General features: G+C 67.0%; 8 protein-coding genes and 2 pseudogenes. 8 read left to right on the forward strand and 2 right to left on the reverse strand.

What is annotated here, in order from left to right; translation table 11 throughout:
- The first annotated feature begins 649 nt into the window (after window positions 1-649).
- The 6 genes and pseudogenes from GHR20_RS38020 to GHR20_RS38040 all read left to right on the forward strand — a co-directional run.
- On the forward strand, window positions 650-1324 hold the full coding sequence (locus GHR20_RS38020) for a hypothetical protein (protein ID WP_243878267.1): 675 nt from the start codon (window positions 650-652) through the stop codon (window positions 1322-1324).
- Window positions 1321-1719, forward strand: coding sequence for a hypothetical protein (locus tag GHR20_RS38025; RefSeq protein ID WP_243878268.1), 399 nt, complete (start codon window positions 1321-1323; stop codon window positions 1717-1719). Before GHR20_RS38020 ends, GHR20_RS38025 begins: the two co-directional genes overlap by 4 nt.
- A complete protein-coding gene (locus GHR20_RS38030; RefSeq protein ID WP_243878269.1) occupies window positions 1650-3626 on the forward strand; it encodes a LamG-like jellyroll fold domain-containing protein in 1977 nt (658 codons plus the stop codon). Before GHR20_RS38025 ends, GHR20_RS38030 begins: the two co-directional genes overlap by 70 nt.
- The gene (locus GHR20_RS38035; RefSeq protein WP_243878270.1) at window positions 3623-4195 is read left to right on the forward strand and encodes a LamG-like jellyroll fold domain-containing protein; all 573 of its coding nucleotides are present in this window, start codon (window positions 3623-3625) and stop codon (window positions 4193-4195) included. The genes GHR20_RS38030 and GHR20_RS38035 overlap by 4 nt, the downstream gene beginning before the upstream one ends.
- 148 nt (window positions 4196-4343) lie before the next feature.
- Complete coding sequence (locus GHR20_RS36585; protein ID WP_194859088.1) at window positions 4344-10829, forward strand: RHS repeat-associated core domain-containing protein; 6486 nt, start codon at window positions 4344-4346, stop codon at window positions 10827-10829.
- A 570-nt stretch (window positions 10830-11399) separates the two neighbouring features.
- Window positions 11400-11774: pseudogene (locus tag GHR20_RS38040) on the forward strand (hypothetical protein); the annotation flags it as partial.
- Here GHR20_RS38040 and GHR20_RS36590 read toward each other — a convergent pair.
- Window positions 11733-12914: pseudogene (locus GHR20_RS36590) on the reverse strand (IS256 family transposase). The pseudogenes GHR20_RS38040 and GHR20_RS36590 overlap by 42 nt on opposite strands.
- A gap of 440 nt (window positions 12915-13354) precedes the next feature.
- Here GHR20_RS36590 and GHR20_RS36595 point away from each other — a divergent pair.
- The gene (locus GHR20_RS36595) at window positions 13355-13843 is read left to right on the forward strand and encodes a hypothetical protein (protein WP_153815741.1); all 489 of its coding nucleotides are present in this window, start codon (window positions 13355-13357) and stop codon (window positions 13841-13843) included.
- Window positions 13844-14167: 324 nt separating this feature from the next.
- On the forward strand, window positions 14168-14602 hold the full coding sequence (locus GHR20_RS36600; protein WP_153815742.1) for a DUF6283 family protein: 435 nt from the start codon (window positions 14168-14170) through the stop codon (window positions 14600-14602).
- Window positions 14603-14796: 194 nt separating this feature from the next.
- Here GHR20_RS36600 and GHR20_RS38045 read toward each other — a convergent pair whose 3' ends face one another.
- A complete protein-coding gene (locus tag GHR20_RS38045) occupies window positions 14797-15165 on the reverse strand; it encodes a hypothetical protein (protein WP_243878271.1) in 369 nt (122 codons plus the stop codon).
- Between the last annotated feature and the right edge of the window lie 741 nt (window positions 15166-15906).

A 15906-nucleotide genomic window follows, 5' to 3' on the forward strand; every position in this document is an offset into this window, starting at 1 on the left:
GTTGGCGTGGGAGTCCATGCCCGCAGGTCCGGCAAGGGGAGCGGTGGTTCGTGCGCGTGTGCACCACGCGCCGTCGTCATGTTCCGCGATCCCGGCGCCCCGTCGTTTCCCGGAGGCGTCTGCCGCGCCTGAGAGGGCTTGCGAACGGCCACGCCGACACGGTCGAGAAGCCCGCTGAGCAGAGGCCCCCGGGTGCCTGCGATGCGGGCCGGCTTGGTCTGTCCGGCTGTGGCCTGCGTGCGGGCGGCAGGAGTGGCGGGGAGCTGGGCTCTGCGTGGCCGGTGCGAGGGGGACCGGCCGTGAGGTCAAGAACCCGATGGCTGAATTGAGTTGCGCACCCTATGAACCCCTGTGTGATCAGTGCCACACCTGGTTGACCACATATGATCACGCACCGTTTACTTTCCGAGACCTTTACAAGATTCATACACAGGGGGATTTCGTGGAGTCTCGGCGGGCTGGCCTGACGCCAGTGCGGAGGGCGCGAAGAACACGCGCCTGCCTACTCGGCGGCGCCGTGGCGTCGCTCGTACTTGCGGTACTGCCCGGGTCGCCCGCTGCGACTGCCTCTCCCATGTCGAGCGCTCCAGGCTCAGGTCCGGTGGACGAGACCGCTGCCGCTGCACGGGCCGCGACGTCAGGGGAACCGGTGGAGGTGACGGCAGAGCGCACCGAGTACTCCACGACGAAGGCAAACCCGGACGGCTCGTTCACCCTGACGCAGTCCACCACGCCCCAGCGGGTGAAGGAACGGGACGGTGACTGGGGTGCGGTCGATCCGGCCTTGGAGCGCGTCGCGGACGGCCGGATAGCGCCCAAGGGCGCGGTGGTTGACCTGTCCTTCTCCGGCGGCGGCTCCGGGTCGGACATGATCCGTCTGGGCAAGGACGGGCGATCGGTCACCCTTGGCTGGACCGGCGATCTGCCCAAGCCGACTCTGAACGGTGCCACGGCCACCTATGCCGACGTCTTCGACGGGGTGGACCTCCAGCTGACGGCCACGGCCGAGAGCTACCGCGAGGTCCTCGTCGTCAAGACGCCCCAGGCCGCGCAGAACCCGGCGCTGGAACAGGTCAGACTCACCGCGTCCGGAGACGGACTTTCCGTGGTCCCGGGCGTCGGTGGCGGTCTGCGGGCCGTCGACGAGGACGGCAACGCCGTCTTCCGTGGACCGGCCGGACAGATGTGGGATTCGGCCGGCGACAGTGCGTCAGGCCCGCAGACACAGCTCATGCGCAGTGATGTCGGGGGACCCGAAGACGGCCAGGCGCACGACGATCCCTCACAGCCGGGGACGGGGATGCCACCGCGGTACTGCCGGTGAAGGTTGATGACGGCACGGTCGCTGTGCACCCGGACCTGGACCTGCTGCGCGGCAAGAACACCGTCTACCCCGTCTACATCGACCCCTCGGTCGGCCTGGGCGTCTCCGAGCGCACCAAGATCTCCTCGGACGGCGACAAGTTCTGGATGTTCGACGGGAGCAAGGGCGTCGGCAAGTGCGGCACCGCCGACGGCTACTACTGCGGCGGCGGCTACGTCGACCGCATGTACTTCGAGTTCGCCCCCACCAAGCTGGCCGGCAAGCAGGTGCTGGATGCCACCTTCCGGGCCACGAGACGTGGTCGTTCAACTGCGACCCCCATTGGGTGGACCTGGAACGCACCGACAACATCTCCGAAGGCACCCGGTGGCCCGGCCCCAAACAACTGGACCTGATGGTCGACCGCTACGTATCGGCCGGCCGCGGGAGTCTGTGCAGCCCCGATCAGTCGGATGCCTGGATCGAGTTCCACGACAACCCGGACGAATCGAACGAGAACCTCACGAGCACCGCACGTTCCTTCGCCGACGGCAAGATCAGCCGGCTGACCCTCATGCTCAAGGCCCACGACGAAGACGACCCGCGGGCCTGGAAGCGCTTCGACGACAGCGCAGAACTGCAGGTCACCTTCGCCTACAAGCCTGGCACACCCACGGACGTCGGCCTCATCCCCGGCGACGGCAAGACCGCCTACTGCAACAAGTCCTCCTCCGACCCGTTGATCGTCACCCGTAAGGACCCGATGGTCCAGGCCCGTGTCCAGACCCAGGTCGAAGCACACAAGGGCGATGAGGAGGGCTCACTCCAGGCCGAGTACGCGGTCGAGCGCGGCGACGACGCCGCCTGGCACCAGGTGTGGACCGGGCACATGCCCGACACGGGCTGGCACCCGGACGAGACACTGGAGAAAATGCGCACCGGCGACCGCGCCGACGGGGGCCTGTACCGGTACAAGGCACGCACCCAGTCACACTGGTCGTACAGCGGCAAGAGCGGAGACCTGTGGTCGCCCTACAGCTCCTGGTGCTACTTCAAGATCGACTCGTCCGCGCCCAAGGCCCCCCGAATCGCGGCAGGTTCCCCCTACACCGAATGCGGCGTCGACGCCTGCGCCGGAATGGGAGGACCGGGTGTGCCGGGCTCCTTCACCTTCCAGCCCAACACCGCCGACATCACAAGCGGCAAGACCGATGTCACCGCCTACGAGTGGAAACTGCTGTCCACGCCGGCCCGTCAGGTCACCGGCGGACTCAAAGCCGACGTCAAGGACGTGACACCACCACTGTCCGGGACGCAAGTGCTCTCCGTACGGGCGAAGGACGTCCACAACCGGTGGGGCACACCCGCGGAGTTCACCTTCAAGGTGGCCCCGGCCCCCGGAGCCGTCGGCCGCTGGCACTTCGACGACGCGGCCCCGAACTCCGGTGTGACAGTGGCCAAGGACAGCGCCACAGAGGGCACCCGGCACGACGCCACGCTCTACACCTCACACACTGGCTGGTCGACCCTCGGACGCCGCGGAGAGTCCGACTACTCGCTCTACCTCAACGACAGCAGCACCGACAACACGCGCGACGGCTACGCGGCAACCGCGGCACCCGCGGTGAACACCAAAGACTCCTTCACCGTCTCGGCGTGGGTCTACCTGACCGACGCCTCGCAGAACCGCGTGGTGCTGTCGGCACCGGGCACGAACGCCTCGGCCTTCACCCTGTACTACTCGTCGACCTACAAGAAGTGGGTCTTCAACCGCACTGCCGCCGACGTCAAGGACAACCCGGTCTTCCTCCGCTCGATCGCCGACACCGGGCCACCGCCGCTGAACGTGTGGACACACCTGGCAGCCGTCTTCAATGCCAACGGTGACACCGACAAGACGAACGACACCATCCAGCTGTTCGTCAACGGCCGCCCGCAGGGCAAGCCGGTGGTGCTCAACGACCTGTCCACCGCGTACCAGCCGTGGACGTCCCCTGCCGGCCTCCAGTTCGGCCGTTCCCTGAACGGCGGCACGTGGGTCGACAACTTCCGCGGCCGCCTGGACGAGGTCTCGGTGTGGCAGTACGCCCTCAGCCCGAGCAGATCGCCCAGGAAGCCGAACTCACCCAGGACGGTGTGGCGGCCAACGAACTCGTGGCGGACTGGGACGCCACCTCCTCCACCGGCACACAGGTCAAGGAACTCACCCCCTACCCCGCACCGGCGCTGGCACTGTCGTCGGCCGGCGCGGTACTGGACGAGGACAACAACGCCCTCGTCTTGGACGGAACCTCGGGCTACGCATCAGCGGCCGGCCCGGTGACCGACGAGGCCAGCTCGTTCACCATCTCCGCCCACGTAAGGCTGGATGCCGACAAACTGGCGGCCAAACCGGTCGGATACCAGGCCCAAGTGGCGGGGCAGGCAGCCGGTGGTGAGTCCTCGTGGGCGCTGTGGGTGGTCAAGCCCGCAGACGGCACCTACCAGTGGAAGTTCACCCGCACCGCCGTCGGCTCGGACGGCAAGGTCTCCCAGAGCGCCGAGGTGGCAGCCGGCGACCTCGCCGAAGTGGACACCGGAGTGGACGTCACCGGCGTGTTCGACGCGCAGGAGCCGTGGCAGTGGACCGACCCCGCGGACTCGTCCAGGACCGAGAACCGGATGGGCCGACTGCACCTGTACGTAGGTGGCATCGAGCAGCCCGGCGAGGACAACTCCGGGTTCTCCGCAGCACAGCAGGGCAGCGGCGCGCTGTCCGCAGGCCGGGGAACGGCCGGCGGATCCACCGGCTACTACCTGCCAGGCTCCCTGGAGTCACTGCGCGTGTGGACCGGGGCACTGAGCGCCGATCAGATCCGCTCGCAGGTACTGGCCACCCCCGACAGCGCCTGACGCACACCGGTTCACCCGCCAAGCGGCCCGCTCTTGGAGCGGGCCGCCCGGCACCGGTGTGCCCGGACACCCCCGCTCACCTTCCATCTCCTCCTCAACGGCATGCGCCCGGCACGACACAGCCTGGCGCCGCGTAGGAAGAACCGCCTTGAAAACCTTTGGCATACCCAGGCAGACACCAGGCCGCAGGAGTAGCAGAGGCAGATCCCGCTGGACTCGCCGCATCGCGGCGACCACGGGCCTGGCGCTTTTGCCCGGCCTCCTCACACCCGTCGCCCTCGCAGCGGACACCGGCCCGCTGGGACGTCCGAACCTCAAGCCACCACAGGCCACCAAGGTCAGCCCGTTCACGGCCAAGGTGAACAAGACCGCCGCCGCCACGGTGCGCAAGGCCGCCGACGCCGACCGGACGGCGGCCGCCCGCGCCCGGCACGACCAGCAGCGCAAGATCACCTGGCCGAAGGCCGGCAAAGCCTCCCTCACCGTCCCGCACACAGGCACCGCCAAGGCCACTCCCGGCTCCCTGCCCGTGACGGTGACCGCTCCGGGCGAGGGTACGACGGCCAAGTCCGTCACGGTCGAGGTCCTCGACCAGAAGACCGCCGCCACACTCGGCGTCAAGGGCGTCGTCCTCAAACTCACCGGCCCCCAGGCCGGCGGGAAGATCCGTCTCGGCATCGGCTACGCGGCCTTCGCCGCAGCCTACGGCGGTGACTGGGCCGGCCGGCTGCAACTGACACGCCTGACTGACTGCACCGCGAAGGAACCGGAAGCCGCGAAGTGCCACAAGCGCGTGGCCCTCGACTCCGTCAACCACCGCTCCAAGGAGAGCATTTCCGCACCGGTCACACTCGCCTCCGGTCGCCGGTCCACGCTGGTGGCCGTCGCAGCGGGCACCAAGTCCGGCGCCGGCGACTACAAGGCCACGCCGCTGTCCGCCTCCTCCACATGGGAAGCAGGCGGCTCCTCCGGCTCGTTCACCTGGTCCTACCCTCTGCGCGTTCCCTCGGCCGCCGCCGGCCCCCAGCCTGACCTGACGATCTCCTACGACTCAGGCAGCATCGACGGCCAGACAGCGAACACCAACAACCAGGGCAGCCAGATCGGCACCGGTTTCGACCTCACCTCCTCCTATGTCGAGCGTAAGTACGGCTCCTGCGACGACGACGGCCAGGACGGCAAGTACGACCTGTGCTGGAAGTACGACAACGCCTCCCTCGTCCTCAACGGCAGGGCCACCGAACTGGTCAAGGACGACACCAGCGGAAAGTGGCGGCTCGCGGACGACGACGCCTCCACCGTCATCCACTCCACCGGAGCCGACAACGGCGACGACGACGGCGAGTACTGGACCGTCATCACCGGCGACGGCACCAAGTACGTGTTCGGCCTGAACAAGCTCGACGGCGCCGGCTCGGACGACCGCACCCAGTCGGTGTGGACGGTCCCCGTCTTCGGCGACGACGAAGGCGAGCCCGGCTACAGCAGCGGCGACTCCTTCTCCGGCCAGCACAAGACACAGGCATGGCGGTGGAACCTCGACTACGCGGAGGACACCCACGGCAACGCCATGACCTACTGGTACACCGCCGAGCACAACAACTACGACATGCTCGGCGACGACAACACCGGCACCGACTACATCCGCGGCGGCTACCTCAAGGAGATCCGCTACGGCCAGCACGCAGGCACCCTGTTCTCCGCCTCCCCGGCCGCCTCGGACAAGGTGGTCTTCACCTACGACGAGCGCTGCCTCGCCTCGGGCAACGGCTGCGACTCACTGACCAAGGACACCCGCGACAACTGGCCGGACGTGCCGTTCGACGCAGTCTGCAAGGACGGCGACAAGTGCACCGGCAACGTCAGCCCTGCCTTCTTCACCCGCAAACGCATGACGGCGATCACCACGTACGCATGGAACGCGGCAGCTGCCACCCCCGCCTTCGAAGCGGTGGACACATGGTCCCTCAAGCAGCTGTACCTCGACCCCGGTGACACCGGCGACTCCACCGACCAGTCCCTGTGGCTGGACGAGATCAAGCACACCGGCAAACGCGGCACCGATCTCTCCCTGGACCCGGTCAAGCTCAACCACGTGATGATGCCGAACCGGGTCGACGGCGCCAGCGACGACATCCTGCCGCTGAACAGGCCCCGCCTGAAGACGGTCACCTCCGAGACCGGCGCGCAGACCATCGTCACCTACACGGACGCCGACTGCACAGCAGGAGGCAGCAAACCCAAGGTGGACGAGAACACCAGGCGCTGCTACCCGGTGTACTGGTCACCCAACGGCGAGAAGACCCCGATCCTCGACTGGTTCCAGAAGTACCCGGTCCAGGCCGTGTCCACCACCGACCCCCAGGGCGGCTCGGAAGCCGTACAGCACACCTACCAGTACACGGGCGGCGGCGCCTGGCACTACGACGAAGACCCGCTGACCCCCGCCAAGGAACGCACCTGGTCCATCTGGCGCGGCTACCAGCAGGTCACCCACCTCACCGGTATCTCCGGACACACGCAGAGCAAAGAGACCACGGTCTACCTGCGCGGCATGAACGGTGACCGAGTACTCGGCTCGGACGGCAAAACCCCGGACGACAACAAACGCAAAACCGCGACGGTCACCGGCATCAAGGCCGCCGAGATCACCGACTCCGACCAGTACGCCGGCTTCACCCGCGAGACCGTCACCTACAACGGCGACGCCGAAGTCGGCGGCACCGTCAACGACCCCTGGTCGAAGCGGACAGCAACCCAGCACAAGTCCTACGCGGACACCGAGGCGTACTACGTCCGCACCGCCGCCACCCACACACGCACGAACATCACCAGCAAACTCACCCCGTTCGACCGGGTGAACACGGTGAAGACCACCTACGACGACTACGGCATGACCGAGACCGTCGACAACCAGGGCGACGACGCCACCACCGGTGACGAGAAGTGCACCCGCACCTGGTACGCCCGCAACGACGCCAAGGGCATCAACTCCCTCGTCTCCCGCACCCGCACGGTCGCCGCGTCCTGCACGGTCGCGGACTCCGCACTCGATCTGCCCGCCGACTCCAAGCGCGCCGGCGACGTCGTCTCCGATACCGCCACGGTCTACGACGACACCTCGGCCACTGCCTGGTCGCCGTCGCAGAAGCCCACCAAGGGCGATCCCACCTGGACGGGACGCGCCAAGGGATACGCCAGCGACGACAGCCCCCTGTGGCAGAAGGCGGCCACGACGACATACGACACTCTCGGACGCCCCAAGGTCGTCACAGACGCCCACGATACGCCGGTGTCGTCGACCACCTACGTCCCCGAGAGCGCGGGCCCGTTGACGTCGACCGTCATCCTGGACGCCAAACTCAACAAGACAACCACCGTCCTGGACTTCGCCACCGGCGCGGCGCTGAAGGTCACCGACCCCAACAACAAGGTCACCGAGAGCGAATACGACAGCCTCGGCCGCATCGTCAAACTCTGGTTGCCCAACCGTTCCAAACTCCTCGGCAAAACCCCCAACTACGTCTACGACTACCACGTCACAAGCGACGAATCGACCATGTCGTGGGTGTCGACCGGCACCCTGAAGAACGACGGTTCCGGCTACAACACCACCTACGAGCTCTACGACTCCCTCCTGCGCTCGCGCCAGACACAGGCGCCGACGCCACAGGGCGGCCGACTCATCACCCTGACGCTCTACGACGCCCGCGGCCTCGCGGTCAGCCAGCAGTCCGACATCTGGGACAGCACCTCACCGCCCAGCTCGAAGGCCGTGGAGATCTCCGGGGGCCAGGCGCCCATCCAGACCGACACCACCTACGACGGCGCCGCCCGGCCGGAAAAGGCGGAGACGAAAATCCACGGCGTCACCCGCTGGACGACCAATACCGCCTACTCGGGCGACACCGTCAGCACCAGCGCCCCGACCGGCGGACAGGCGACCGCCGTGGTCACCGACGCACTCGGCCAGACCACCCAACGCCGCGAGTACGCGGGGCCCACCGCCACCGGCACGGACTTCACGACAACCGACTTCACCTACACCCCAGCCGGCCAGCAGAAGAAGGTCACCGGCCCCGACCAGACCGAATGGGCGTACACCTACGACCTCTTCGGCCGCCAGGTCACAGCATCTGACCCCGATAAGGGCACGACCACGACGGAGTACAACGACCTCGACCAGGTCGTCAGCACCACCCCGAACAAGGACGACTCGAAAAAGCTCCTCTACGACTACGACCTGCTCGGCCGCAAGACGGGAATGTGGCAGACCGACAAGACCGACGCCAACAAGCTCGCGGCCTGGAGCTTCGACAACGTGGCCAAGGGGCAGCAGGACACTGCCACCCGTTACGACGGCGGCGTGAGCGGCAAGGCGTACACCGAGAAGGTCACGTCCTTCGACGCGATGTATCACCCGACCGGCAGCCAGCTGAACCTTCCGGATACAGACCCTCTGGTCACCGGCGGCTACGTTCCCAACAAGCTGACCTTCACCACCGGCTACAACCTCGACGGCTCCATCAGTCAGTACTCAGCTCCTGCCGCAGGTGGTCTGGCCGCCGAGACGGTGTCCTACACCTACGACGCCACCGGCCATCAACTGACCGCCAAGGGCACCACCGGCTACCTCCAGGGCGCCGCCTTCTCCCCGCAGGGCGACCTGCGCCAGCTCACCCTTGGCATGGACGGCTCGGCCTCGGCGAAGAAGGCATACCTCGGCTGGGACTACGAGGAGGGCACCCGCCGCCTCACCCGCTCCTACGTCACCGATGACGTCCACAGCTACATGCCGCAGGAGCTCAAGTTCACCCAGGACGACGCCGGCAACGTCACTTCCATCTTCGACGCCGCCACCCAGGCAGGCACGGCCAAGGCCGACTACCAATGCTTCGCCTACGACGGCAACCGCCGCCTGAGTGAGGCATGGACCCCGAAGGCGGCCGACTGCTCCGCCTCCGGCCGGACGATGGCAAACCTCGACGGGGCGGCGCCGTACTGGACGTCGTACACATACAACAACGCCGGCCAGCGCAAGACCGAGACGCAGCACACCACGTCGGGCGACAAGTCCACGGCCTACACCTACGACGCCACCACGGACAACAAGCCTCACACGCTCGACAAGACCACGGGCACCCGCGCCGCCACCTACTCCTACGACAGCAGCGGCAACACCACCTCCCGCCCCGGCCCGACGGCCCAGCAGAACCTCGTGTGGAACAGCGAGGACAACCTGGCCAAGCTCACCGAGGGCACGAAGGAGACAAGCTACCTCTACGATGCGGGCGGCGAGCTGCTGATCCGCCGGGCCAAGACGGACGGCGAAACCGTCTTGTACCTGGGCGCCGGCACGGAGTTGCACCTCACCACCAAGGGCACTTCGAAGATCGTCTCCGGCACGCGTTCCTACACCGCCGACGGACAGACCATCGCAGTCCGCACCGCAACGTCCGGCGTCTCGGGCACCAAGCTCAGCTTCTTGGCCGCCGACCAGCACGGCACCTCCAGCATCACCCTCGACTCGGGGTCATATGCGGTCACCAAGCGCTACAGCACCCCCTTCGGCGCCCCGAGGAGCACCAAACCGACTGCCTGGCCCGACGACAAGGGGTTCCTCGGTAAGACGGTCGACGACGCCACGGGACTCACACATGTGGGCGCCCGCGAATACGACCCCGCCATCGGCCAGTTCCTCAGCGTCGACCCACTCCTGACCCTGGACCAGCACCAGTCACTCAACGGCTACACCTACGCCAACAACACCCCGGTCACCTCCAGCGACCCTACGGGTGAAGCCGTATGCATGCAGGACGGGGTCTGCGGCGGCACGAAATCCGTTGAGGAGTGGGAAAAGAAGCACGGGCGTGAATATGGAGACGGGCGAGTGGGCGGAGGAAGCAGTCGCCGGGGCGGCACGGCTTCCACGAACAGTTCCGGAAACGTGATCGTATTCGCTGAAGTGCCGCAACTCGGCGAGGTCCGTCCGCACTACATCTATGAGACGCCGAACGGCGTGTGTATCTGGGCGATGGCCAGCAGTTGTGCAACCGTTCCCCAGTCGGCAGGTACAGATGAAATCGAAGATCTGCCGTGCCCTTCAGGCGATCCTAAGTGGGTCTGCAGTGCCCGCAACTCGCTTTACAAATTTGGTATCATGACAGGAATGACTGGCGGATCCCTGGGGCTATTCGGTATGAGGCCAGGAACTCGCTGGAATCAGCTGGTTCGTCTTCCAGAAGGTGTGACCAGATCGCAGTTCTCGAACATTGGAAATGTGTTCCGCAAGGGCCTCGATCTCGAAGCGAATGTCGTGGTTCAAGGGAGTCGCGTGACAGGCAACACAACAGGAGCATCCGACCTGGACATCGCCGTGCGTGTGACACCGGAGACGTTCGACGCCATGGTCGCCAAGCGCTGGTCGAACGTGAAGCCTGATTCTGCCAGGGCGCGTACCAGGGATTGGGCGGTCGAGACCGGTAAGATCACAGCGGGGGACTCGGTGCCAAAGCTCAGCGGGTTGCGCGGTCAGATCCAGGACATTCTGGGCGACGCGGTGGGCCACGTTGACGTGTCGATCATCAAGATGGGAGGAGCTTTCGACAATGGACCGTTCATCGGCATTAAATGACGGCCTTTCTGATGCGAGCCTGGATTGCTCAATCTACGTCGACTCGGAAAACCGAGAAGCGATCTTTCATTGCGTCATGCAAAGTCTCGGAGGTGGTGCTGAGGCGTACGGAAAGATCGAAACTTCAGCACTTGATCTGTACGTCGCACACAACGACTACGAGATCGACTCGGCGCGCAGCTCCGATTTCGTCTGCTGGCCATCCGTCCTTGAGTGCACGCAGCCTTCAGGGAGTAGTGCAGCAGAATTCATGGACGCTGTCGGTAGGTGCTTGGATGCTCTGTGGAAGGCTCCTTTTCGGGCTGTCGCGGCATGCGATTTCGAAGATAGTCTTCCGCATTCCGGGGGGATCGACTTAATCCGTTGATTCGGAGTGGCGGCCTATTCTTTGAAGTAGGCCGCCCTTTCGCCGCTCGCGCTGGCTGTATCCACGCTCGAGGATGTCAGCGGGCTGACCGGCAGCGATGAGGAGGATGAAGCTCGGCAAAGGCCGGGCGGGCCTTTGCCGCCTACATCCCCATCGCCCTCCGCATGTTGTATCCCGGGGCACGTCGAGGAAGGCGAGTCGAGGATCCGGTCGGCCGCGACCTGTAGCCCCTGGTCAATCTTGTCGACACCCCATGGCACCGACGCCATCCTCGTCGCCGTCGCCCACCTCGCCTCCGAGCGGCGCACCCAGGTCGCCGTCTCCACCGCCCACAAGGCCAAGGGGGACGCGTATGGCACCGTCTGCTTATCGCCGACGACTTTACTCGCCCCGAAAACGACGCTCATGACGAGCGCACCGACACCGCGATGCCACCCGAGCCCGTCGACGACGCTGAGACTCACTTGGCCTATGTAGCCGTCACCAGCACCCGCCTCGGGGTCTGTCAAACGAGCGGTCTCTCTGGGGAGTTGGGGTTACTGGCGTGCTGCCGACAGGCGGCCGTCGAAGGCGTTTAGTGCGGTCTTCCAGCGCATGGTCCAGCGGGCTTGTCCCTTGCCGGATTGCCGTGTAGACACACTTCAGGGCGGCTTGCTCATTGGGGAAGTGACCGCGGGCCTTGACCGCCCGGCGGATCCGCGCGTTCACCGACTCGATCGCGTTCGTCGTGCAGACGATGCGGCGGATTTCGGTGTCGAATCGTAGGAAGGGAGTGAACTCCTCCCAGGCGTTCTCCCACAGCTTCACGATCGCCGGATACTTCCGGCCCAGGCGTCGGCGAACTCGGCGAATCGGTCCAGGGCGGCCTCATCGGTCGGCGCTGTGTAGATGGGCTTGAGGAGCTTGGCGATCTTGTCCCAGTCCTGGCGGGCGGCATAGCGGAAAGAGTTCCGCAGCAGATGCACCACGCAGGTCTGCACGACCGTCCGGGGCCAGTCGGTCTCCACCGCGTCGGGCAGGCCCTTCAGCCCGTCGCAGACGAGCATGAGGACATCGCTGACGCCGCGGTTCTTGATCTCGGTGAGGATGTGCAGCCAGTGCTTGGCGCCCTCGCCGCCGTCGCCGGCCCACAGCCCCAGGATCTCCTGCCGGCCCTCGGTGGTGACAGCCAGGGCCACGTAGATCGGCCGGTTGGCCACCGCACAGTCGCGGATTTTCACGTGGATGGAGTCGATGAAGACGACCGGATAGACCGCGTCGAGCGGCCGGTTCTGCCACTCGACCATGCCCTCCAGCACCTTGTCGGTGATGGTGGAGATGGTCTGGCGGGAGACCTCGGCGCCATAGACCTCAGCCAGGTGGGCCTGCACCTCCCCCGTGGTCACCTTCGCGGCCAGCGAGATGACCGTCTCGTCTACGCCGGTCAGGCGCTTCTGCCGCTTCTTGACGATCTGCGGCTCGAAGGAGCCTTCGCGGTCGTGAGGCACGGATATCTCCACCGGACCGACGTCGGTCAATACCGTCCTGGAGCGTATGCCGTTGCGGGAGTTGCCACCGTTCTTGCCTGCCGGGTCGTGCTTGTCATAGCCGAGGTGGTCGGTGATCTCACCCTCCAAGGCGGACTCCAGCAGGCGCTTGGTCAGCTGCTGCAGCAGCCCGCCCTCGCCGGTCAGCTGCAGCCCCTCGGCCCGGGTCCGTCCCACCAGCTCCTCGATCAACTGGTCGTCCGCGGCCTTCGTCGACGCAGCCTTCGTGGGCTCGGCGGTCTCGGGCTCGGACACGTTTTCACTGGTCTCGATGCATCTTCCATGATCGGGAGTTACACCGAACGATTTACAGTCTCCTCCGGAAGGCACGTTTCGGCTGCAGTTGTTCACCGCGGCGGGAACGCGCCCGGTCGCGGTGGCGACGCAGATCGCCGGCGAGGAGGGTATGAGCCTGACGAACGCCGTGGAGAGGTTCGCGGGCGCGGTGTGGGAGCGGCACTGCCCGGACGAGGAGGTGCCGCCGGTGTGGGTGGAGCGGCACTCGTGGCCGGAAGGGCCGCGGCAGGAGACCTGCTTTCGGCGGGTGGTGTTCGCCGCCGCGGAGGGTTACCGCCCGCGCTGGGCGCCGCTCACGCGCGAGGAGTTGCGGGACCTGGTCGGCGCCGAGGCCGATGCTGACCGCCGACGCCGGTTACGTGCGACGGGTCGCCGAGCCCGAACCCCGTCTGGTGTTTGAGGAGTTCGCGGTGGTCCGCCTCGGCCGGCCCCGCCCGTTCCGGCAGCCCGTCTGCATGCCGGCCGGGGTGCCTGGGTGGCGGCGCTGGCTCCGCCAGGTCATGCCGCGCCGCAGCGCCCGTTCGTGCTGCTGGTACCACGGCGGTGACTGGCACGCGGTCAGCGCGCTGGCACTCGCGGTCCTGCGGTGTGCTCGCGCGCAGGGTGTGGACGGCGACGGCATGAAGGATTTCGCGACCGACCGGGCGGTCGCGGCCGGCGTCACCGAGTGGCAGGCCGAGGCCCTGGCCACCTGGTTCAGCGTGGGTGATGCGATCCAGCCCGGCAGCCAGGGCGGCTACGTCAACGGCCAGCACAGGGCGCAGGCGATGCTGGAGACGGGAGTGCGCCGTATGGTCGTCCTGCGTTACGTCTACGAGGCGTGAGCCCTCGCCGGCCGTACCGGGTGCCGCCTGCGGTCTGCCGGGCCGCGCGTGTCCCGCTGCGCCGCGATGTCCCGTCGCAGTCCTCGCCTCCGGTCCGCCAGAGACACCTCGCGGGCCTTTTGTCTCGCCGTACCTGTGGTGCGCCGCCTGGGGCCGGCCCGCATTCTGTAACCGCCGCTGCGCTCGCGGGCGAAGAGCGGTTCCACGTGCGCGGTGCTGCTCGTCAGGACGTGGCGGCGGCCGTCGCGATCTGCGGGCGTGTTCTTCGGACGGACGCGAGGTAGGGGATGGATCTCCAATCGTGGCCTCGGCCATACTTGCTGCATGTCCTCGTCGCTTCGCGCTCCTGCACAGCGCCCCTGTGACAGTTGTCCCTATCGGCGTGATGTACCTGCGGGCATCTGGACCGCTGAGGAGTACGCGAAGCTGCGGCGTTACGACGCGGACACTCCCGACCAGCCGACGAGGTTGTTCCAGTGCCATCAAACCGATGCTGGCAGCGTTGTCCGGCGTGTCTGTGCCGGCTGGGCTGGGTGTCATGAGGGAGGGGAACTGCTCGCCCTGCGGCTGGCGGTGCTCGAGGGCAGCATCGACGCCGTCACGTACCGGGCTGTGGTCGAGTACGTCTCGCCGGTGGCCCTGTTCCCTTCCGGCCGTGAAGCTGCTGCTCATGGTGAGGCCGGCGTTGGCGCGCCGACCGAGGAGGCTCTCCGCCTGATCAACAAGATCAGGCGGACGCGCAACGACTTGGTGCAGTAAGCGTTGTCCGTTGTCGGTCATGAGCGAGGCAAGATGAGCAGTGCGACGGCCGTATCCATGCCGAAACAGACGTATCGGTATGACCGATGGTCCGTGCTTCGCCAAGTGGGCCGAGCGGGAGCTTCGAGTACCGTCAGCGGCGGCCGTGCTCTGGGGCCAGCTGGCCGGGTTCGGCGTGCGGCTGCTCTTGGCCTTTAGTGCCGTCTATGAGCAGTCGTGCTGGAGTGTGACGGCGGCGGTGCCGCGCAGCCCTTGATCAGCGGGTCGTAGGGCTCGTCCTGCGGCGTGTGGATGAGGATGAAGTCCTTGCCTGCCTCGGTCGCGACCTCGTACAGGCGGGCCAGGACGTCGGCCTCGGTGGGACGGTCGATGCCAAGGGCGGCGACCGCCCGGCGCTGCTGCGCTGGCAGGTCGGGCATGCCCTCCAGGTACTCGGCAGCCAGCTCGGCGCTCTCCTCCGCGGTGAACGCTCGGCAGTCGCGCCACCAGGGTGCGACCAGGAGGAGCCGCAGGAGTTCCGGCAGGCCGACCGCGACCAGAGTTGCGCCCCCTTCGGAATCCACGTACAGGACCGGGCGTTCCTCTCCGCTGTCCCCGCAGAAGAAGTACCTGCTCCGGTTCCATCACGCGCGAAGCCCTCCAGCGCCGCGCCCGACGCGAGGTGGACCTCCTCGTCGTGTTCTCCCCGGTCGAGTTCGAGGTCGCCAGGCCATGCCAGGTAGCAGGAGGCGTCGATGTGTTCGTGGATGGCGGTGATCAGCGATTGCATGCGCCGCACCTTAGTGACCAGGGGCGAGACTCACGTGCTCACCGGCAGCACGTGGACCGGGAGGCATGGGGGTGAGGATCAGGACATCAGGCGGATGTCGCGTGCCTTGCCGACCTGACGGACCTCTCTTTCACCGCGCTCCGGCCTCAGCGTCCCGTGCGTCGGTGAGCTGGCCCGCTGGGGTCAGATGGCGCGTGGTGGTGGCGGTGGACGGCGGTTCCGCGGGCCGTCAAGGGCCCGAGCTCGCTGTCGGGGCTGGTCAGGATGATGCTGAGCCGCCTGCGCGCCAGCTATGCCTCCGCGTGTCCGGCCCGGGCGCACAGCCCCGGTTCGGCGCGGTGTCGGACCGGAGCGCCGATGGTGAGGTGGCGGGCAACGGCTTGAAGGGGCGTGAGTTGTGGGCGTCGGGCTGGGTGGCCGTGGGGAGGATGCGGGACGTGGCGGGGGTTGGGGTGCGGGTGGTGGGCCTGTGCGGGGGCGGTGGGCGTCGGTGAGGACCGGGCGGCTTCGAGCCGGCTGTGCTGCTCGCGGGGGC

This window comes from Streptomyces sp. SUK 48 (assembly GCF_009650765.1).
Lineage (GTDB): Bacteria > Actinomycetota > Actinomycetes > Streptomycetales > Streptomycetaceae > Streptomyces.